The 20,390-nt window shown below is 42.9% G+C and carries 19 protein-coding genes and 2 tRNA genes; 5 read left to right on the top strand and 16 right to left on the bottom strand.

The window, feature by feature from the left end; all coding sequences use genetic code 11:
* Positions 1-47: 47 nt before the first annotated feature.
* The gene (locus ACQKIC_RS17655) at positions 48-1,004 is read left to right on the top strand and encodes a bile acid:sodium symporter family protein (RefSeq protein WP_402990701.1); all 957 of its coding nucleotides are present in this window, start codon (positions 48-50) and stop codon (positions 1,002-1,004) included.
* A 128-nt stretch (positions 1,005-1,132) separates the two neighbouring features.
* Positions 1,133-1,678, top strand: coding sequence for an NADPH-dependent FMN reductase (locus tag ACQKIC_RS17650; RefSeq protein ID WP_427592071.1), 546 nt, complete (start codon positions 1,133-1,135; stop codon positions 1,676-1,678).
* A gap of 54 nt (positions 1,679-1,732) precedes the next feature.
* On the opposite strand, the gene ACQKIC_RS17645 is transcribed toward ACQKIC_RS17650, so the two are convergent.
* From ACQKIC_RS17645 to ACQKIC_RS17620, 6 genes are all read right to left on the bottom strand, one after another.
* On the bottom strand, positions 1,733-3,613 hold the full coding sequence (locus ACQKIC_RS17645) for an adenylate/guanylate cyclase domain-containing protein (protein ID WP_427592052.1): 1,881 nt from the start codon (positions 3,611-3,613) through the stop codon (positions 1,733-1,735).
* Positions 3,614-3,673: 60 nt separating this feature from the next.
* Positions 3,674-3,880 (bottom strand): hypothetical protein, encoded by a 207-nt coding sequence (locus ACQKIC_RS17640; protein WP_427592051.1) that lies wholly within the window; start codon positions 3,878-3,880, stop codon positions 3,674-3,676.
* 91 nt (positions 3,881-3,971) lie between these two features.
* Positions 3,972-5,087, bottom strand: a complete 1,116-nt coding sequence (locus tag ACQKIC_RS17635) for an HD domain-containing phosphohydrolase (protein ID WP_427668723.1) — start codon at positions 5,085-5,087, stop codon at positions 3,972-3,974.
* Positions 5,088-5,267: 180 nt separating this feature from the next.
* Complete coding sequence (locus tag ACQKIC_RS17630) at positions 5,268-6,962, bottom strand: methyl-accepting chemotaxis protein (RefSeq protein WP_427668721.1); 1,695 nt, start codon at positions 6,960-6,962, stop codon at positions 5,268-5,270.
* A 340-nt stretch (positions 6,963-7,302) separates the two neighbouring features.
* The gene (gene yhbH / locus ACQKIC_RS17625) at positions 7,303-8,472 is read right to left on the bottom strand and encodes a sporulation protein YhbH (protein WP_427592049.1); all 1,170 of its coding nucleotides are present in this window, start codon (positions 8,470-8,472) and stop codon (positions 7,303-7,305) included.
* 578 nt (positions 8,473-9,050) lie between these two features.
* On the bottom strand, positions 9,051-9,230 hold the full coding sequence (locus ACQKIC_RS17620; RefSeq protein ID WP_402955248.1) for a hypothetical protein: 180 nt from the start codon (positions 9,228-9,230) through the stop codon (positions 9,051-9,053).
* A gap of 118 nt (positions 9,231-9,348) precedes the next feature.
* On the opposite strand from ACQKIC_RS17620, the gene ACQKIC_RS17615 reads away from it, so the two are divergent.
* Positions 9,349-9,558 (top strand): heavy-metal-associated domain-containing protein, encoded by a 210-nt coding sequence (locus ACQKIC_RS17615; protein ID WP_402955245.1) that lies wholly within the window; start codon positions 9,349-9,351, stop codon positions 9,556-9,558.
* A 57-nt stretch (positions 9,559-9,615) separates the two neighbouring features.
* Here the strand turns inward: ACQKIC_RS17615 and ACQKIC_RS17610 are convergent, their stop codons facing one another.
* The 6 genes from ACQKIC_RS17610 to ACQKIC_RS17585 all read right to left on the bottom strand — a co-directional run bounded on the left by ACQKIC_RS17610 (position 9,616) and on the right by ACQKIC_RS17585 (position 15,897).
* Positions 9,616-9,942, bottom strand: coding sequence for an SCP2 sterol-binding domain-containing protein (locus ACQKIC_RS17610; protein WP_427592048.1), 327 nt, complete (start codon positions 9,940-9,942; stop codon positions 9,616-9,618).
* A 268-nt stretch (positions 9,943-10,210) separates the two neighbouring features.
* Positions 10,211-12,106: a PrkA family serine protein kinase gene (locus ACQKIC_RS17605; protein WP_402867504.1), complete on the bottom strand. Its 1,896-nt coding sequence runs from the start codon at positions 12,104-12,106 to the stop codon at positions 10,211-10,213.
* 466 nt (positions 12,107-12,572) lie between these two features.
* The gene (locus tag ACQKIC_RS17600; RefSeq protein WP_402867503.1) at positions 12,573-13,316 is read right to left on the bottom strand and encodes a hypothetical protein; all 744 of its coding nucleotides are present in this window, start codon (positions 13,314-13,316) and stop codon (positions 12,573-12,575) included.
* 351 nt (positions 13,317-13,667) lie between these two features.
* Positions 13,668-14,417: an oxygen-insensitive NADPH nitroreductase gene (gene nfsA / locus ACQKIC_RS17595; RefSeq protein ID WP_402955242.1), complete on the bottom strand. Its 750-nt coding sequence runs from the start codon at positions 14,415-14,417 to the stop codon at positions 13,668-13,670.
* Positions 14,418-14,486: 69 nt separating this feature from the next.
* A complete protein-coding gene (gene trmL, locus ACQKIC_RS17590) occupies positions 14,487-14,975 on the bottom strand; it encodes a tRNA (uridine(34)/cytosine(34)/5-carboxymethylaminomethyluridine(34)-2'-O)-methyltransferase TrmL (protein ID WP_402867501.1) in 489 nt (162 codons plus the stop codon).
* A 64-nt stretch (positions 14,976-15,039) separates the two neighbouring features.
* Positions 15,040-15,897 carry an amidase domain-containing protein gene (locus tag ACQKIC_RS17585; RefSeq protein ID WP_402955239.1) on the bottom strand — a complete coding sequence of 286 codons (858 nt, stop codon included), beginning with the start codon at positions 15,895-15,897 and terminating at the stop codon, positions 15,040-15,042.
* A gap of 49 nt (positions 15,898-15,946) precedes the next feature.
* On the opposite strand from ACQKIC_RS17585, the gene ACQKIC_RS17580 reads away from it, so the two are divergent.
* Complete coding sequence (locus ACQKIC_RS17580; RefSeq protein ID WP_427592047.1) at positions 15,947-16,159, top strand: hypothetical protein; 213 nt, start codon at positions 15,947-15,949, stop codon at positions 16,157-16,159.
* Here ACQKIC_RS17580 and queG read toward each other — a convergent pair.
* On the bottom strand, positions 16,140-17,279 hold the full coding sequence (gene queG / locus ACQKIC_RS17575) for a tRNA epoxyqueuosine(34) reductase QueG (RefSeq protein ID WP_402955236.1): 1,140 nt from the start codon (positions 17,277-17,279) through the stop codon (positions 16,140-16,142). The two genes, ACQKIC_RS17580 and queG, sit on opposite strands and share 20 nt — an antisense overlap.
* A gap of 105 nt (positions 17,280-17,384) precedes the next feature.
* On the opposite strand from queG, the gene ACQKIC_RS17570 reads away from it, so the two are divergent.
* The gene (locus ACQKIC_RS17570) at positions 17,385-18,053 is read left to right on the top strand and encodes a B3/B4 domain-containing protein (protein WP_402867499.1); all 669 of its coding nucleotides are present in this window, start codon (positions 17,385-17,387) and stop codon (positions 18,051-18,053) included.
* Between the two features lie 87 nt (positions 18,054-18,140).
* Here ACQKIC_RS17570 and ACQKIC_RS17565 read toward each other — a convergent pair whose 3' ends face one another.
* From ACQKIC_RS17565 to ACQKIC_RS17555, 3 genes are all read right to left on the bottom strand, one after another.
* Positions 18,141-19,871, bottom strand: a complete 1,731-nt coding sequence (locus ACQKIC_RS17565) for an ABC transporter ATP-binding protein (RefSeq protein WP_427592046.1) — start codon at positions 19,869-19,871, stop codon at positions 18,141-18,143.
* Between the two features lie 179 nt (positions 19,872-20,050).
* Positions 20,051-20,124, bottom strand: a tRNA-Gly gene (locus ACQKIC_RS17560).
* Positions 20,125-20,295: 171 nt separating this feature from the next.
* A tRNA-Gly gene (locus ACQKIC_RS17555) sits at positions 20,296-20,369 on the bottom strand.
* Between the last annotated feature and the right edge of the window lie 21 nt (positions 20,370-20,390).

Raw genomic sequence — 20,390 nt, 5'->3', positions numbered from 1 at the left:
TATGGTACACTTAAAAACGAAGAAACTAAACGGTAGGAAGTGGATGGATGTCACTGCAGTCAATCAATACATATTTAAATAGAGCCATGCCATTCATCACACCGATAAGCGTTGTCATCGGTGTCTTGTTGGCCGAACGGCTAACCGATTATACATTTTTGGTTCCATGGATTTTTGCTTTCATTACCTTTACCGGTAGCCTAGGCTCCAATTTCAAATCCTTGAAACGAGCAGTCTATCATCCTTTACCCATTTTCATAGTATTAATGATCCTGCATATCCTTATGCCGATTTGGGCCTGGGCCCTCGGGCACCTGGTGTTTCAAGGGGATGCTTTCACGATTACCGGATTGGTCCTTGGTGTCGTCATTCCAACCGGAGTCACCAGCATCATCTGGATCACCATTTATAAAGGGAATGCCGCGTTAGCTTTGACGATTATCCTTATCGACACCCTTCTTTCCCCCTTCATTGTGCCTTATAGCGTTTCACTTTTTGGGGGAGGCACGATTGAAATAGAGATATGGCCCATGGTGAAAGGCCTGATCGGGATGATCGTTATACCTTCGATGCTTGCGATGTTCTTGAACCAGGCCACAAAAGGGAAAATAAAAGAGAGGCTTGCCCCCCGTCTGGCTCCTTTTTCCAAACTAAGCGTAGGGATTGTCGTGATCTTGAACAGTTCAAAAATCGCACCCTACCTGACCCATTTCAACGAGAAACTACTGGTCATGGCACTCTTGGTACTCTTCATCGCCGCTTCAGGCTATGCATTTTCCTGGTGGATTGGTAAACTACTACACTGGGAAAAAGAAGACGTCATTACCTTGACCTTTACCGGGGGGATGCGCAATATCAGTGCCGGTGCAGTCCTTGCCACCACCTATTTCCCTGCAGCCGTTGCCGTGCCCGTGATTCTCGGGATGCTCTTTCAACAAATGCTTGCATCCGTTTTCGGCTATTTCCTTGATAAGTATTACCATCGAAGGGTAAACGAGGCATAGATTTTTTATCTCTTGAATGGAGACATTCGAGCAAAGCATATGAGCGTCTCTTTTCCCTTTCAATAAAATAACAATTATACTATTAATGAAGAATCAGCTCGTGCAATCAAATAATAGGAGGTTTTATGATGAAAGTTGTTGCCATCGTTGGAAGCATTCGAAAGGAATCTTATAACCTGAAACTCGCTAAATACATTCAAAAGCGGTATCAAGATAAATTCGAACTTGAAATCTTGAACATTCGGGATCTACCATTTTTCGACCAGGATATCGAAAACGACCCGCCAGTCGTTGTGAAAGAGTTTAAAAACAAAGTGGCCCATGCGGATGCGGTTTTGTGGGTGACCCCTGAATACAACGGGACAGTGCCAGGCGTGTTAGTCAATGCGATTGATTGGATGTCTCGTGTGGATAAAGTCTTGATTGGTAAACCATCGTGGATCGTCGGGGCTTCCATGGGGAATTTGGGGACGGTTAAGGCCCAATTGCATTTACGGGATATCTTATTTGCCGCAGGCGTCTCGTCTCCGCTTCTTCCTGGAAATGAAGTGTATGTAGGGGCCGTGCATGAAAAATTCGATCAAGAAGGCAACCTGACCCATGAACCGACTGTACAGTTTTTGGATGTGGTCGTCGATAATTTCATTACTTGGTTTAACCAGCATAATCGGTAATACTCAGCCTGAAAATCCCAGTAGTCTTCATTTTACTGGGATTTTTTGTATTTATTATACATCACTCACTTCTTCATTCTGTACGATAAGGGAGCCTGGTACTCTTTTTTTTAGCTGAATTAACGCCACATCATCATTGATTCCTTTTAGAGAAGCCTTGAATGGAATTATCTCAAACCTTTCGAGCCCCATGATGATTGCTTGCATTTTTTCATTTTGAAGGGCATCCTCACTAAGCACTAAATCATGACCGGCGCTTTGACCTTGTACGCGTGCAGCCATATTCACAGTCCTTCCAAAGTAATCCAATCGATCATTCGAATTCACGGCAATCGCTGGGCCACTATATAAACCTAGTTTCAAGACAATGGGATCACCTACCGTGGCATTGAACTCTGACACATGTTCTTGTATTTGAATGGCGGCTTTCAGGGCATCCTCCGGCAGATGAAATACCGCCATCACGGCATCTCCGATCGTCTTGACGACACCCCCGGAATTCTTTGAAATCCAATGGCTCAGAAACTCGAAATGCCTGCGAACCTGCCCGTAGGCGTCTGCATCCCCTATGCTTTCGTATAAGGATGTCGATCCTTGAAGGTCGCTAAATAAAATGGTCACGCTCTCGATGCCAACCTGCTGCCCGGGGGATAATACTTCAGACGAAAACAGGTCCCGGAATTCCTGCAAAGAGGTGACCCAAGCAGCTGTTACGACTTCTTGGTTCCATTCGGCTTTTTCCATGACAACGACGATATCCGACGAACTTTCATTGGATATCATCATTTCATCATTCTTTAGATTATATTGTTCTCCGCTTCTATGCCAACCGTTGTCCTCATATGTATAGGCCATCGCCTTAATATTTTCATCTTCCGGCCATTCATCGAATGTAACAATATGATTCGCCTGCAACACGCGTATCCTCATTTTCACAAAACCATCGGGAAGAGGGAAGGCAAAGGAATCCCCCTTTTGTATCACCCTTTGCATGTGTACATGCGGGGTGATCATCGGCCCGCCTACACAAAAAACCTGGTCATATGCTTTCCTTATGGATGGATGCACGGAAAAATTCAGTTCCACATATTTACCGAAGTCCGCGTTATAGTCAATTCCGCATAAATCACAATGAAATTGACCTTCCAGCTTTGATAAAGTCGTATATTCCACCTTGGAGACACGACAATTCGGGCAAATCAGGTTCCAGCTTAAATTTAAGAGGCCCGCTTTTGTTGCGTAGAGAAAAAGACGCAAGACCTCTAGTGGCTCCGCTCCCCATTCGCTTGCAACTTTATAAGGATTCATCTTGACTACATCATTGCTTTCGCCATCCCTCAATAATCCATGCAACTTTATCCTATAATCCGGGTTAACGGGTGCTTCATCAAGCAGCGTTTCTAAGCGATTCAATTCCTCAAGATTTACTTGTCCTACTGATTTTTTCTGATAGTGGATTTTTTCAATGGTACCGTTGGCCACTAGCATCTGCTCGTCCACATACCGGATCGTGTTTTTCATTGATTTGATTCCTATGAGGGGGATCGCCGCCAAACCCAATAGATTACGAGGAGTAAATTCACTCTTGATCAAGACCTTGCATCCATTTTCGTATATCGTTGATTCCAAAAATTCAAAAGTGGTTACCAACTTAGTAAAAGGACCTTTTTCGTATATGCGTTCAAAGGTATATTGTTCATTTTTCACCCACTGAAAGGGATATTCCTTCCACAAGATATCGACGAATCCAGCTACCTTTGCTATTGCATCTCGATAAAAAATCCCACCTTGCTTGTTTTCCACTTTACCGAATTCGACAGGGAATAAACCAATGAACCGGTTTAAGCGATCATTGTCCCCCAACACCTTCCAAACGAAGGATCTAGATAAAGGAAAATCTTTTTCGATGCTATATTTTCTTATAAAACGTTCCATTCCCTGTTCCCCCTTTATGAAAGATAAATCGCTATGGCCAGTAGAATGATATGGAAGATTTCATCGACCATGATCGATAACCAACCCTGGATCTTCATCGGCCATTTGGATATTCCTCCCCCAGAAAGAGACGAAGGTTTGCCGATCCAATACGATATGTCCGAAATAGATGACTGTGAGCCCCCAAAGTAAGATTCCTCCTGCCAATAGACCGAATAAAAAAACGATGAAGTATAGACAGTCACATGCGTGAATAGAAGAATCCACTTTGTGGCTTTGTTGCTAGCCAATCCACCGGGTCTAAAAACAGAAAGTCCCCCACGAAATGCCCAATCAGCATGAAATCAAATGGATTCATTTACCTTCCCTCCAATGCATGTCCCTCTTCTATCGTTATGTATTTCCGCTCTTCCAAGGCGGTCAGAAAAGCAATAACCAATGCTTCATCGAAATGTGTATCCCTGCATGTCATCAGCTCTTTTGCCGCTTCATGGTAACTAAGTCCCTTGTTATATGGTCGATCTGTCGTCATCGCATCGAAAGTATCGGCAATTCCGACGATTTTCGCAAAGAGAGGGATTTCCTTTCCTGCCAATTGATCAGGGTATCCACTTCCATTCAGCCTTTCATGATGGTATCTTGCCGTTTCCACCGCATTCATGATTGTTCTTTTTGGCTCCATGGTCGACAAAATATCCGCGCCGATTTCAGGATGCTTTTTTATGATCTCGTATTCTTCATTCGACAGTTTAGTAGGCTTTCGTAGAATTTCATCGGGGATACCGATTTTCCCAATGTCATGAAGCAAGGCCGCTTTATACAATTCCTCACATGTTTTGGTATCCAAGCCGATTTTTAGAGCCATCCATTTAGAATAAGTGGCCACCCTTTCCGAGTGACCGGCAGTATATGGGTCTCTCTTATCCAGGGTTTTGGCAAGCGTGCGGATCATGCTTAGATTAATATTTTGAATTTCCTCGAACATTTGGCTATTGTACAGTGCCAATGCTGACTGGTTGGCTAAGACGAGGGCCATTTGGGCATCTTTCCTAGTGAAATTTTGGCCGTTCTTTTTATTAAGAAGCTGCATGGCACCAATCGCTTTCCCTTTTGCAATTAACGGAACCGTAAGCATGGACTTGGTGGTAAAACCGCTATCCTTGTCCACTCTCGGTGCCCAAGCCGGATCTGTTGATACATCAGAAATCAACTGTAGTTTTCCTGAACAGATCACCTTTCCGACGATTCCCTCATCCATTTTCAATTCTACTTTGAGAATGGATGAGGAAGTCGGCCCATATACGGCAGTGGCTTTTATTACATCACGATCGGGATCTGTCACCCATAACGTACCTGCTTCTGCATCCAAAAGCTTGGCCATCTGGAGAATGATATTCTGAAAGACAACCTTCACATCTAAATCTGAATTCAACTCCTTGAAAGCATCTAAAAGATTTAATAATTCATTTTCCATATACCTAGTTTCTTCACTCATTTTTGATCCTTTCATCCGGCCGAATTATCAATTTATTCCATAATATCGGCTGTTTATTGTTTTTATTTATCTATTCCCTGCCGAGCTTCGTACTTGAAAACAAACCGCTAATGGAAATGCCATCCCTATGAAGTGTAGGGATGGCGGAGCTGGACGTTTTTATAGTTTGAACGTACCTAATAGTTCCTGTAAGTCACTGGCCATCCTCGAAAGATTATTTGAGGCAGAAGCTATTTCTTCCATGGATGCCAATTGTTCTTCCGTGGCAGCTGCAACGTTTTGACTATGACCTGTTGCATTTCTTGCAATGGTCGTGATGCCCGTTAAATTGGTTAAAACCTCTTGAGCACTATCTGACATTTGCTCGGAAGTTGCGACCATTTCTTCGATTTGATCACTCGAATCCCTAATCGAATCCAAGATGACTTTGAAACTTTCCTCTGTTTTCGAGACGATACCAAGTCCCTCTTTCACGTCCAATTTGACTTGGTTGATGGATTGATTGGATTTCATCATGTCTTCTTGAATTTCTTTAATAAGTTCAGCGATTTGAGTCGAAGAGTGCTGAGACTGTTCAGCCAGCTTACGGACCTCATCAGCGACCACGGCAAACCCTTTCCCGTGTTCTCCTGCCCTAGCTGCTTCGATGGCCGCATTCAATGCTAACAGGTTCGTCTGATTCGCTATCTCTGTAATCGCTTTTGTTATTTCGCCTATTTCCTGAGACCTTTTATCCAGTGATTGAATCGCTTCTCCACTTTTATCAACTGATTGGGAAATCGTCTGAATCTGTAGCGCCGTTTTATCAACGAATTCGCCACCCAATTTCGCTTGCTCAGCGACATGTAATCCAGACTTCGCAATGGCATGGGAACTTTCTGCCATATGATGAATGGAAAGCGATACTTCCCCTAACTCCGTCGAACTTTCCTCAAGGCTTGCTGCAGAGCTGCCGGCTCCATCCGCTATCATTTGGATGGCACTGGAGATATCCGCCGTTGCCTTACTTGTTTGTTCAGCACTTGCTGTCAGCTCTTCTGACGAGGCAGCCACCTGATCGGATGTGTGGAATGCCCCCTTCATCATATTTCTAAGATTGCTTACCATTTCATTCATTGATTTGGCAAGAACCCCCACTTCATCTTTCGTATCAATATCCGATGTTTGGGTTAAATCTCCTTTTGAGATATCCACGACCAATTGCACGACCTTATTCAACGGTTTCGATATCACCTGAGAAATAAAATAGCCTAGAGCAATACTAAGCAATACTGAAAAAATGATAAGGATATATGTAGTGCTCTTAGTATGGGTGAAGGAATCATTGGCGCTTTTATAAGCATCACGGGCCAATTCATCCGTCATGATATTTAGCTCCTCAATCTTTATTTCCAATTGGTCGCCCTTCCCTTTGTTTTCTTTTAATGTTCGGAGGAATCCTTCTATATCATTCGCCTTCCCTAATGCCATATTTTTTTCCGTCAGGACATAAAAATCCGCCAGGGCTATCTTGTATTCTTCAACAAGGCTTCTTTCAGAAGCATTCATATTACTGCTTTCAAATTTCTTCGTTAATGCATCAATTTCGTCCATCTTTTCAAGGATTACCTGCTCACCCGCTTCTTTTTCTGCAGGCGTTTTTGCGACAAATGCCAAATTACGGACACCGATTCGAATATCTTGATACGCAACCTCGATTTCATTAAGATATTGCTGGGGCACCAGCTGGTCATGATACATGGATTCAAGATCATCGTTAGAATGACTTAGATTCGTTAATCCGTATATTCCGACAGCTCCTAGAATCATGCTCATTAACAAAAATGCCACAATCAATTTTACTTTTATCTTCAAGTTCCTATACATCTTCACTTTATTTCCCTCCGTATACTATTATTATTCTTAAAACTCTCCCCTTTTAGGTATAAAATCCTTCATTCTTTTCTTATATCGGCACTTCAAGAAATTAGTTAATGCAACCAGCACACTCACATTAATAATTTTAGTTTTAGCTTCCCTTGAAAAAAAGTGTTATCCATCGATCACCAGGATATTTTGTGAGTAAACATCGACCAATGCCCTTGGATTACCAGCCAATTTACATAAAGGGATGATCCCTGGTTACTCGATAACTAAGCTCGGACCTCTTAAACTAACAAAAAAAGAAGCCATCACAGGCTTCTTTTTCTTTGTTTTATGCGTATTTCTTACTTTCTTCTTCCTTGAAAAAGCTCTTCATCGCATGGAATACATCGGCCTTTTGCTTAAGGATATAATGCCTGAATTTTTCATTGTTAATGTTCTTATAGGCAGTCATGAGGGTGGAATGGCGGTTATACTGGTTGACTTCGCCGTAACCGAACATATTGGAGACCTTCATGAGTTCTTCTACGAGCTTGACGCACCTGGCATTATCGGACGTAAGGTTGTCGCCATCGGAAAAATGGAACGGGTAGATATTGAATTTCACAGGGTCATATTTATGATCGATAAGTTCTAATGCTTTACGGTAGACGGATGAACAAATCGTTCCACCGCTTTCCCCTTTTGAAAAGAAATCCTCTTCAGGCACAACTTTCGCTTCGGTGTGATGGGCAATGAATTCTATCTCGACAGTTTCATATTTTGTCCGTAAAAAGCGGTTCATCCAAAAGAAGAAGCTCCTGGCCATATATTTTTCCCAAAGACCCATGCTTCCTGATGTATCCATCATCGCCAGCACGACCGCTTTGGAATCCGGCTTTTCGACCTCATTCCATGTCTTGAATTTGAAGTCTTCCTTATAAATGGGATGAAAGCCTGGATCGCCGCTTAAGGCATTCCGTTTGAAGGCCGATATCATCGTTTTCTTTTTGTCGATATTCCCCATCAAGCCGGTTTTCCGGATATCATTGAATTCAATATGCTCAAGCGTATGCTCCGCATGTTCCTTTTTCTGAAGGTTCGGCAGCTCCAATTGGCTAAACAATGCTTCCTCCAACTCCATCATCGACACTTCGGCCTCATAATAATCCTCGCCCGCCTTGTCCCCAGCACCTTGCCCTTTTCCGGAACCGGCATTCGATGGCGATCCATCTCTTGCAATGACATCCCCGACTTTACTATCTCCGTCCCCTTGACCGACATGTTTGTTTTTATCATAGTTATAGCGGATTTTATATTCATCCAAGGAGCGAATCGGGATTTTGATAACATCCTTACCATTGGACATCACGATGCTTTCTTCAGAAATCAAATCAGGCAGATTATTCTTGATAGCCTCTTGCACCTTTTCCTGATGGCGTTGTTGATCATCATAGCCTTTCCGATGGAGGGACCAGTTTTCCTCTGAGATCACGTATTGTTTATTATTCTCTTCTGACATTCTCTTCCCCCCTTAAAAATGTTTGCACGCTTTTCATCATTCCTTCATATAATAAATTAGTGTGAGAAAGCCCACATCAACACAGGTTTAGCTATTCAAATATACAATTCGAGAAAAATCGGATAAAAATAAAAGTATTACTCTATCCTATGCAGCGGCGTTGGATAATTTACACAAAAATTCATTAATGGTTGTTTTGCCTAAAAAAAATAAGACGGGTTCCTACACGATAAAAGAAATTGGACATGCTTTGCAGCTGTCCCAGGCCGACAGGGAAGGATAAACCTGAACATCAAGAAACTCACTGCGTGGAATATCCTCAGTGAGTGACCGGTGCTAATGAAATGATATAAGCGGGCGGAATCGTTGTTTTAGAGAGAAAACAAAGAGAATGAAGTAGTTACGTTACGGGTTATTAAGATTTGAAGGATCTATAAAAGGAGGAGTTGCAGGGGATGTCGGTCTCCCATCCCGATCAATGCGGTTTTTCGATAGGCATTGACACAAATAAAAGGGCATCCTGTGATTTCCTTGGATACCCTTTTACATGGATGGAACGATTTCAATGGCAGGCCTTTTCACTCTTTTTTTTCCTCGACTTCATGTTGGACGGTACCTGGTCGTTTATCCCATTCCTTCAGTTCTTCGTTCGTTCTCTGCCGTTCCATTTGCTTCCCAAGTTCTTTCATCTCGTCTAAGTCTTTCGCCATCGAACTGTTCTCTGGAACATGTTCTCTTTTCAATTCTTCTTTACTCATTTTATATCACCTCTACCTTATTGATACCCTATATTTCCAATTTTCAAACCGTACATATGTCCAATGGATAAAGGGTATAGATAATCTATATGGAAAAAATCCAGGAGGTGAATGGAGCATGGAAACCACTACACTCTATGTGAGGGAAGCGACAACCGAGGGCCCGATTTTAAATTTAGAGTCCATCCTATTGAGTACGGAAGGCGTCGAGCGTGCCATCATCGATGTGGATGACGGCGAAATCAAAATCGAATACCGCGAAGACAAATTATCACCAAGCCAGCTCGTCACACTCATCGAACAATACGGATTAAATGTCACTGAATAAAAGAACCCACAACACAAAAATACCGAACTCTCCCAAGAACGGCAGAGTTCGGTATTTTCATTTATAACGTTTTACAATTTCCTGCAGTTTCAATGCCAAAGCGATGTTTCCATCTACCTTTAGGCCACCTGTCATGAAAGCGACCGTTGTATTTAAATCGTCCTTTAATAACTTGGAGAAATTCTTCTCTGATAATTTCAATGTCACTTCTGGATCATTTGTCGTACCTTCGATCACTTCAACTTGTCCATTATTAATCAACAGCTGAATCGGTCCAATCTCTTCAATGTTGAATTGATACACACGATTTTCCTCGTTTTGGATATGCTCCGGATTACTGTTGATTTTACCAGCCAATTCATTCAATTCAGCAATTACACTCATTTGAAATCCCTCCATCAACCTTTTTATGATTACGCTTACAAAACAGAAAAACCTTACTAATCCATGGCACGACAACGTTTCTTCATGTACATGTTGTCCGATCATGTGAAAATACCCGAAGCGCGAAGTATTTCAGAGGATTTTAATAGGTTGTTTTATTAACATCGGATAATAACTGCTTCAGCTAAAAGATACCACGAACTGGTATTGTTTACAATATTTTCTTCCAATAAATACCCCCACCTTTTAAGGCAGGGGTCTTCTTGTTTTAGCGGTTTAACAAGCTTCCTACGTAGCGAAGTAAGTCATTGGCGGAAGTCGAGTTATACCCATGTTCGTCAATAAGCCTCTTGATGACTTCATTCACTTTCTTCAATTGTCTTTCATCCGGTGTCTTGGTTGAAGTCGTGATTTTGACAACATCCTTCAAATCAGCAAACAGCTTTTTCTGAATGGCTTCACGTAGGCGGTCATGGGAATTATAATCAAATCGTTTTCCTTTCCTTGCATAGGCCGAGATACGGATCAGGATTTCTTCACGGAAGGCTTTTTTGGCATTTTCAGAAATGCCGATTTGTTCTTCAATCGAACGCATCAATTTCTCGTCTGGATTGATTTCCTCCCCAGTAAGTGGGTCGCGCAGTCTTGATTTATTGCAGTATGCTTCGACGTTATCTAGGTAATTGTCCATAAGGATCTTCGCCGACTCTTCATAGGAATACACAAACGCTTTTTGCACTTCATTTTTGGCAATCGAATCATATTCCTTACGTGCAAGCGAAATGAAATTCAAATATCGTTCCCTTAGCTCGTTCGTTATCGACGGATGCTGGTCAAGGCCTGCCTTCAACGACATCAATACGTCAAGTGCGTTGATGGACGGGTTTTCCTTCCGAATGATTGTGGAGGATATCCGGTTAATGACATACCGTGGATCGATCCCGCTCATGCCTTCATCTTGGTATTCCTTCTTCAGTTCATTGATGTCCGCGGAGTTGAATCCTTCAACATTTTCCCCATCGTACAATCTCATCTTTTTCAATAAATCGATATCACCCTTTTTCGGATCCTTTAAACGGGTCATGATACTGAAAATGGCTGCCACCCGCAATGTATGCGGAGCAATGTGGACATCGGAAACATCGCTTTCATGGATCATTTTTTCATAAATCTTCTCTTCTTCGCTCACCTTTAAGTTATACGGGATCGGCATGACGATAATCCGGGAATGTAGGGCTTCATTTTTTTTGTTGGATATGAATGCCTTGTACTCCGTTTCATTCGTATGGGCAACGATCAGTTCATCTGCACTGATCAATGCGAACCTTCCTGCTTTGAAATTCCCCTCCTGAGTCAGTGAGAGCAAATGCCATAAAAACTTCTCATCACATTTCAGCATTTCCTGGAACTCCATCATTCCGCGATTTGCCTTATTGAGCTCACCATCAAAGCGATAGGCTCGCGGATCTGATTCAGATCCGAATTCGGCGATCGTCGAAAAGTCGATGCTTCCGGTCAAGTCGGCAATATCCTGTGATTTAGGGTCGGACGGACTGAATGTACCAATCCCCACACGTTTGTCTTCTGAAAGGAAGATACGCTCAACCATCACGTCTTCAATCCGGCTGCCATATTCCTGTTCCAATCTCATCACATTCAGCGGTGACAGATTCCCCTCAATTCGGATGCCATATTCCTCAAAGAAATCCTGCCGCAAGTTTTGGGGAATGAGATGCAGTGGATCTTCATGCATCGGACATCCTTTTATCGCATAGATCGCCCCTGAGTCATTTAACGAATAACTTTCAAGCCCCCTCTTAAGGAGTGAAACCAATGTAGACTTCCCGCCAGATACCGGTCCCATCAAAAGCAAAATCCTCTTTCGGACATCCAACCGCTTAGCGGCGGGATGAAAATACTCCTCGATGAGCCTCTCCAATGAATCCTCAAGTCCAAACAGCTGACCACTGAAAAAGTTGTACTTCTTCGTTCCATCTACTTCCTCTATCCCAGCATCTCTGATCATGTTGTATACACGCGAATGAGCAGATTGTGCAACTAATGGCTTTTCTTTCAGTATCTCTAAGTATTCTGCGAAGGTGCCTTCCCACTTCAGCTTCTGTTCATCTTCTCTAAATTTTTCGATTTTCTTTAAAATATCCATCTAGGAACCTCCCCCTATCACTTTCAGAGAATACTTAAATCTATGCGCCGAGTTTGACAAACATGTCAGACTTTCCAAAGAGGTTCATCTTGTCCGGCTGCCCAATCCAAGGTTTTCCTTTAAAGTCTTGAATATTTGGTGACAAATCACGAGGCAAGAAATTTTACGTGCACATCTACTAAAAATTGGGGTATACTAAGCCTATACTTAAGTGGGACAATATGGGTAAAGGGAGGTTACATCATGGGAACAGTTATTGTCATTGCCGTAACAATTGCGTTTTTAGCTGCCATCTTCACTGGTGGATATGCCGACAAACCAGGTGTGAAAAATAAATAAGAGCATACGAAAAAGGGAGCTATCCCCACAAGTCATGGGAATGACTTGTGGGGGTAGCCCCTTTTTTTTGGAAGGCATATAAAAAAGAGACACCATATAAGTGCCTCCACTAAGAGTGACTTTCCTTTTACTTTTCAAACTCTTCAGCAAGCATGCTTGGAATAGAGATTTCCCAACCGGCTTGGGAAGTGTAGCTGTATTCGCCAGAAATAGTTCCGTACACAGTAATAACATCATCTTCTATATAATCGGTCGTACCTGCATACATGACCATTATAATGTCATTAGGATCATATCCATATGATGTTTTTGTAACAGCTAAACGGATGGCCGTAAAGTCCTCTTCTTCCTGGATCTGAATAACCTCACCCGTATATTTCGTATACTCACCAATCATTTTATCTGGATTTTTCTTCAACCTATTATATTCAATAGGTTTTGCATTTGCTTTTTTAGCAGCCGCTTCTTCTTTAGCTTTCTTTTCAGCTTCTTCTTTGGCTTTCTTCTCAGCTTCAGCCTTCTTCTTAGCCTCTGCTTCATCCTTAGCTTTTTCTTCAGCAGCCTGTTTCGCTTTCTCCTCAACAATGGCCTTCTCTTTGGCCTCTCTCTCTGCTTTCTCTTCAGGTGTTTCTGCCTTTTCTGTTTTCTGTTCTTGAGCTGGCTTCTCTTTATCTGTTGTGGTTTCTTCAGATTCCCCGCTTGCTCCTATAATAATAAATGAAATGATGGCGACAATAAATGAACCACCCACTCCAATAAAACGTGATTTTGCCTTTCCGTTCTTTTTGAGTAGTGCTACTATACCTAAAATGATAAATACAAAGATAGATATGAAGCTACAAAAAAATAAAATACCACCTAATACCTGCAAATTGTTACTTCCTTTCTTATTATGAAGTTATCAGTACAAATGTTTATTATATACTTAATTAGGCTGTGAAGTTTTCTCACTATTGCCTTTGTTAATATTTACTTTGTTAAAAAGCGGATAATCTCCTTATACTTGATTTATGACATGCCTCCTTGAACCTTCGAAATAATTCATCGGAAAATTTTTTTACATCCTATCAGAAAAAGAATATCTGCATTATTTTAATTTATACAAGAAATAAGAGCCCAACACTTAGTGTCAGGCTCTTATTTTTAAGCTCTATATAATTAATGAGATGTAATCCTTTTAAATGGATGCTCGAACATGAAGTAGAGAATCATCCACCTATAATTATTGTTTTTTCAATCCTTGTTTTTCCACAAAGTCCTTCATATACATCCGGCTTTTCTTGCCGGCCATGTCCGCCATTTGTTGCGTCCAGGTTTCTTTCCGTTTTCCTTTGGTCCGTTGCTCATAATAGTCGGAAATCGTTTCATTGTATGCTTCTAGCTGACCGATGAAGGTCTGTTTATCCGTTTGATAGCCATTTTCATGATATACATTGGCTTGAGGAAGTCTTGGCTTTTTGTCTGAACGTTTTTTTGGATACCCGACAACAAGGCCGAATAGAGGAACGACACGATGTGGGATGTCCAGGATTTCCGAAACTTGTTGAAGGTCATTACGAATACCACCAATATAGCAAATGCCGAGGTCCATTGATTCAGCAGCAAGCGCCGCATTTTGAGCAGCGAGTGCGGCATCGATGCAGGCCACCATGAATTTTTCCGTACTTTCAATTGGTGCAGTAAGATCTTCGTTTTCCATCTCGGCTACTATGTCCATACGATGTAAATCGGCACAAAACACGAATAAATGTCCATTATTCTCTACATATGATTGAGGTCCAGCCAATTCAGCAAGCTTGGCTTTCTTTTCCGGGTCGGTCACCCCGATGATCGAATAGGCCTGGATATAGCTTGAAGTTGATGCAGCCTGTGCACACTCAACAATCGTGGAAATTTGTTCCGCAGACAATAGCTTGTCCTCAAAAGAACGGACGGAACGGTGGTCCAGAATTTTCTCGATGATGTTATTCATTGCTTTACCCCCTAATTATGTATAAGCATTCGTCAGCAAAGCATCCCCACCCCGCTGACGAATAACTCCTTAATATTCTCTTTTTAATTCCAAGTCACGGTAATCCTGTTGTCTTAACGCCTCATAAATCAAGATGGCGGCCGTATTGGAAAGGTTCAGTGACCGGATTTTATCCGTCATTGGAATACGGAGACATCTGTCCATATTCTCTTTGATCAACTCTTTTGGCAGTCCTGTCGTTTCGCGTCCGAAAATAAAATAAATTTCACTTTCTTGATCACTGTAATCGAAGGTTGTATGCGGCTGTTCACCAAATTTGGTTAAGTAATAAAATGCACCGCCGGCATTCTTCTCAAAAAACTCTTCCAATGAATCATAATAATGAATCTTCACATGTTCCCAATAATCGAGCCCAGCCCGTTTAAGCTGTTTATCATCCGTTGAAAAACCAAGCGGACGGATAAGGTGCAGGTGTGAATCCGTTCCTGCGCATGTTCTTGCGATATTTCCTGTATTTGCTGGAATCTGTGGTTGATATAAAACTACATGTATTGCCACTTCATTTTCACCTCTAGTTTAAACTTCAACTAATTATAGCATTAAACAAACAGACTAAAAACAATCACACTCCATCTAATATCACGAAAAATTTATAGACGATGTTCGGTGTATATCGAGTCGAATCCTCATACGTCCAATATCGATGGCGACTATTCATCGTATGGGCATTCACAAGAGGCATGCCTTTTTGGTCCTTTGCCGTCACAATCAAGTTATGATCGAACCGCCCGTCACCTTCAAAGTCAATGCACAGGATGTCACCCAGGTTCAATTCCTGTGCCGTCTCCACTTCTTTTGTCCTGATCCCTTTCCCTCCCTTAAGCAGATGATACAAAGAATGAGCTGTCGTCCAGGTATAGCTCCAATTCTTTCCTCTGATCCACCACCCTTTATTCTTGTTCGGCTCGCCCCACATCGGGATGTTCCCGGCATGCAAGCACTGGGAAATAAAGTTGGTGCAGTCATCGGTGAATTTATAATACTGTGGATTGAACTCATTCCACCATCGCTCCGCATACTGAACCGCCTTCATCCGGTCATACTTATAAGTAAGCCGATCCAAACCCACTTCCCAATTTTCCGGGTCCTCGTCAGGTTCTAAATCAGGTTCAAGCTCCCGTTCTTCTATTAAGTATTCATCCCGAAACCGCGCCTCCCTCTCTTCCATCTCCTCTTCTATATAGAAGCCATCCTCCTGCTTCATTAAATACTGCAGATGCACTTGATAGGTCAGGATTTTCAAATCCCCTTCCTGCCGTTCCGAGTCAACCTTTCCAGCAGCATTCACACGGACAATTTCCGTATCATGCTTCTTCAGTGCTTCCTTTTTCAGATAGATCTTACCCTCTCCCCGTACATGCTCATTGGAAGTGTAAAGTTCAACCCTTTCCTGTAAAAGCCGTTTCAACTGTTCCCTCAAAATCAAGCCCTCCTTCATAGCGCCTCTTCTAATGTGTATGAAGGAGGGCTTGGTTAAAAACACAACTTCATTCGGTCCATTGCTCAACCGAGGAGCAATTATCGGTCGATGGGGTGGTTTTATCAGTCAATTCGGCTTTTTATCGGTCGTTTTGCCACTTTTATCGGTCAAATCACACTATTTATCGGTCAAACTGCTAAAAATGGAAAGGCCCCGAATGGTTGCATTCGGGGCCTTCCTTTTTATTCATTATGGTAAGTGAACTGTAATCCTTTTTCAATTTCCGCGAGCACTTCTTCGTCTTTTTCCTTCAACCTGGCTTCTTCCAAAATGGAGGTCGACCGTTCCCGACCGATTTTCCCGATCGCCCAGGCAGCCGTGCCACGCAAAACGGGGCGCGGGTCTTCTTGCATGATTTGGATCAGTTCCGGCATGGCGGTTTCATCCTTAAAGTGAGCCAATGCCAAGATGGCATTCCGCTGAATCGGCTTTTTGCCACGCCATGATCCAGATACATGTCCGTATGTCTCTTTAAAATCGCGATTGGAGATGGTGAGCAATGGCTTCAGCAGCGGTTTGGCAAGCTCGGGATCCGGCTCCATCTCTTCATGAAAATGAAAATCCATCCCTTTATTTTTTGGACAGACAGTCTGACACGTATCACATCCATATAACCGGTTGCCTATTTTCGTCCTGAATTCATCCGGAAGGAAATCTTTCGTCTGCGTCAAAAATGCAATACAGCGTTTGGCATTCAACTGTCCACCTTGCACAAGGGCACCTGTTGGGCATACATCCACACACTTATTGCATGTGCCGCACTGATCCTCCATCGGCTGATCCGGCTCGAACGGCAAGTTGGTAATCATGTCACCCAAATACACATACGAACCAAATTCCGGAGTGATGATCATGCTGTTTTTAGCGCTCCATCCGATTCCTGCCCGCTCTGCAACGGCCCGGTCCGATAGCTCCCCCGTATCCACCATTGATTTCGCCATGGCTCCAGGGACTTTCCCTTTTATAAAATCTTCAAGTAGCTGCAGTTTATTACGGAGCACGGTATGGTAATCCGTTCCCCAGGAGGCCCGGCAAAAAATCCCGCGACGCTCTCCTTTCTTGCTTTGAGGGGCATCCTTCAATTTCGAAGGGTAGGCAAGCGCAATTGATATGATTGATTGCGGTTTATCGAAGATCAATTCGGGCCTGACCCTTTTTTCGATATCCTTTTCTTCGAAGCCGGACTGATAATCCAGCTCCTGCTGTCGGATCAGCCTGCTTTTCAACTCCGTGAACGTCGTGGCTGACGTAAAACCGATTTTATCGATGCCTATTTCCTTACTATATAAAATCACTTCTTGCTTGAGTGCATGCATATCCATTTCTATCACCTTCGTTCTCTTCATTCTACCCAATGATGCTTGTAACATATCAAACCATTGGTATCTATGATAAACTAATTTCAATCATTTTTGGAGGTGTATCACTTGGAAATTAAGATTTCCTCTAATCTCGCAAGCAAAGTTCCCGATTTCAAGATTGGTTTCATTACATACGAAAACATCGAAGTCGGCCCCTCGCCGCAAATGGTAAAAGGGAGACTTCAATTATTTCAAGAAGCTTTATTTTTTGATCTTGAAGAAAAGGAACTCACGGATTTTCCGGGTATCAAAGAATGGCGGGAGATTTTCAAAATGACCGGGACGAACCCTTCACGCTATCGCCCTTCCGTCGAGGCCCTATACCGCCGAGTCAAAAAGCAGAATTACTTATCCCCTATCCATTCAGCCATCGACTTGAATAACTTCTTCTCGCTTTTATACGAGGTCCCGATTGGCATCTATGATGCAGATGCATTATCAGGTGATCTCTCCATTAAAATTGGTGGAAGTCCGGACCAATATCCTGGATTGAATGGGCGGGTGAACTCGATGGAAAACATGATCGTTTCAGCTGATGATGACGGCGCATTCGGGAGTCCCTACGTCGATTCGGAACGGACGAAGGTCACCGAAGACACCAAACATGCCATCCAGATCATCTATTTACAAGCAAAGACACCCATCAAAGAAGCCGAACAGCTCACAAAGTCATTGATGGATATGTTCCTCGAGATTCACGGCGGAGAAGGATCTTTTTCCGTCCTAGAAGGATAATGCAAAAACATGAGTCATATCGAGATAATGGCTCATGTTTTTTTTGTGTATTTTTTAACAGATTCGGAGGCTACTCCCCTGAAGTGCTCAATTCTGCAGTTGCAATTGCTGCGTGGCGAGCTTTCGATACAAGCCATGACTTGCAAGCAATTCTTCATGTGTCCCCGCCCCAGTAATCCGCCCTTCTTCCACAACCAGTAATCGATCCGCATCAATGACCGTCGACAGCCGATGGGCAATGATCAGGGTCGTCCTGCCCGCCATCAGGTTCTTGATGGCATGCTGAACAAGAAGTTCCGATTCACTATCGAGATTGGATGTCGCTTCGTCCAATAGCAGGATTTTCGGATTGCGCAACACAGCCCGGGCAATGGCAATCCGCTGCCGTTGACCACCCGATAACTTCACGCCTCTTTCCCCTACCTCCGTATCAAAGCCATCCGGAAGCCTTTCGATAAACTGGTTGGCATTTGCCATCTTTGCTGCTTCGATGATTTCATCCATTTTAACTTGACGGCCTAGCCCGTACGCTATATTTTCTTTTATCGTCCCCGTCATGATTGGACTTTCCTGTGACACATACCCAATTTGCGACCGCCATATGGAAAGTTCAATATCCTTAATTGACACCGTTCCCAACGAGACCATCCCATTCGTGGGTTCATAAAAACGTTCAATCAACGAAAATATCGTCGTCTTCCCACCACCGCTTGGTCCCACCAGGGCGACCGTCTTATTGGCAGGAACCGTAAACGATAAATCATTCAAAATGGGCTTAGACGCTTGATAGGAAAATGATACATCCTTAAACGTCAAATCAGCTGTGACCAATGTGTTATGCTTCCCTTCATAGGTTTCACCAGGTATCGAAAGGACGCCCTGGATTCGTTCCGTCGCTCCCATCGCCTTTTGAAATGCCGTAAAAAATGAGGCCATCTGACTAAAGGGCACGATGATCTGGATCATATAAATAATGATGGCAACAAGTGTCCCCGCTGTCAGTGCACCAGAAGCCACCCGAACTCCCCCATATCCAATAAGGATTACGAGAATCACCATCATGATTGTCGTCATGAAGGGGGAAATGATGGCTTGGATCCTAGCCTCCTTCAATCCAAAACGAAAGAGCTCCCTAACGCCACGATTGCCTTTTTCACGTTCCAACTCTTCGCCATTATGCGACTTCACTAGACGGACCTCGCCTAGGACCCTCCCTAGATTTCCGCTGAAGGTGGCCATTTCATCCTGCGTCTGCTTAGAGACTTTATACATCTTCCGCCCAAGCGGAATCAGGATCAGCATGGATAGCGGTACGATGCTGATCATGATGACCGTCATCCGCCAGTCCAACAGGAATAAGATGATGATCGACCCGATGATCGATATGATCCCTGAAATGAATGTCACGAAATGATTCGTGATGATCGTCTTAATCGTATTTGTATCCTGAGTGATCCGGCTAAGCGTTTCACCGGACTGATGGGAATCAAAAAATGATACGGGTAATTGTAAAATATGGTCCCATAATTTCCGGCGGATTCCAGCTACAACATTTTCACCGATATAGCTCAAAAAGTAGAAGGAAAAACCTCCCGCAACGGTCTGGACAATAAAAGCCCCTAGCAAAAGGAATATCGTTGTTCGCTCTATCCCGCTTCCAGATATCATATCAACCAGATTCTTCGTAACCAACGGGACGACGAGACTCGCTACCGTTTCCACCAAACTTAACACTACGACAAATAACACCATTCCCATTGGCAGTTTTTCCGATCTTAACAAAGAAAAAAATGATTTCACATTCAGCTTCTTATCCATGTACAACCTCATTCCTCCATTTGTGCTTACCTGAATTATAGGCAAAAGAACAGATACTTACAAATTTGCACAATAAAAAGAAATCCTGCTGTAATCAGTAGGATTTCTGCCCGAAAATATAAAAAACGCAAAGCTTCGTTCTCCAAGTAACGAAACCCTGCGTTATGAGTATGTATGATTGGAGCGGGTGAAGGGAATCGAACCCTCATCATCAGCTTGGAAGGCTGAGGTTTTACCACTAAACTACACCCGCATATCCTTGTAGAATTTTGTCGAATTAACTAATAAAATAATTATATATCTTAATAGAAAAATATGCAACCATTAAATGAAACTTTTTTCATACCCGCTTATTGTTTGAAAATAAAAAACGCAAAGCTTCGTTCTCCAGGTAACGAAACCCTGCGTTATGAGTATGTATAGTTGGAGCGGGTGAAGGGAATCGAACCCTCATCATCAGCTTGGAAGGCTGAGGTTTTACCACTAAACTACACCCGCATATCCTTGTAGAATTTTGTC

The sequence above is a fragment of the Peribacillus sp. NPDC046944 genome (assembly GCF_050272735.1).
Lineage (GTDB): Bacteria > Bacillota > Bacilli > Bacillales > DSM-1321 > Peribacillus.
Note: the sequence above shows the minus strand (reverse complement) of the source record. Positions and strands in the feature narration are given on the sequence as shown.

Excerpts from the sequence above, each read along its gene's own strand:
- ACQKIC_RS17615 (WP_402955245.1), top strand. The coding sequence starts at position 9,349 with ATGGAAACCACTACACTCTATGTGAGGGAAGCGACAACCGAGGGCCCG.
- yhbH (WP_427592049.1), bottom strand. The coding sequence starts at position 8,472 with ATGTCAGAAGAGAATAATAAACAATACGTGATCTCAGAGGAAAACTGG.
- ACQKIC_RS17620 (WP_402955248.1), bottom strand. The coding sequence starts at position 9,230 with ATGAGTAAAGAAGAATTGAAAAGAGAACATGTTCCAGAGAACAGTTCG.
- ACQKIC_RS17610 (WP_427592048.1), bottom strand. The coding sequence starts at position 9,942 with ATGAGTGTAATTGCTGAATTGAATGAATTGGCTGGTAAAATCAACAGT.
- ACQKIC_RS17650 (WP_427592071.1), top strand. The coding sequence starts at position 1,133 with ATGAAAGTTGTTGCCATCGTTGGAAGCATTCGAAAGGAATCTTATAAC.
- nfsA (WP_402955242.1), bottom strand. The coding sequence starts at position 14,417 with ATGAATAACATCATCGAGAAAATTCTGGACCACCGTTCCGTCCGTTCT.
- ACQKIC_RS17635 (WP_427668723.1), bottom strand. The coding sequence starts at position 5,087 with ATGGAAAATGAATTATTAAATCTTTTAGATGCTTTCAAGGAGTTGAAT.
- ACQKIC_RS17565 (WP_427592046.1), bottom strand. The coding sequence starts at position 19,871 with ATGGATAAGAAGCTGAATGTGAAATCATTTTTTTCTTTGTTAAGATCG.
- ACQKIC_RS17655 (WP_402990701.1), top strand. The coding sequence starts at position 48 with ATGTCACTGCAGTCAATCAATACATATTTAAATAGAGCCATGCCATTC.
- queG (WP_402955236.1), bottom strand. The coding sequence starts at position 17,279 with ATGGATATGCATGCACTCAAGCAAGAAGTGATTTTATATAGTAAGGAA.
- ACQKIC_RS17605 (WP_402867504.1), bottom strand. The coding sequence starts at position 12,106 with ATGGATATTTTAAAGAAAATCGAAAAATTTAGAGAAGATGAACAGAAG.
- ACQKIC_RS17645 (WP_427592052.1), bottom strand. The coding sequence starts at position 3,613 with ATGGAACGTTTTATAAGAAAATATAGCATCGAAAAAGATTTTCCTTTA.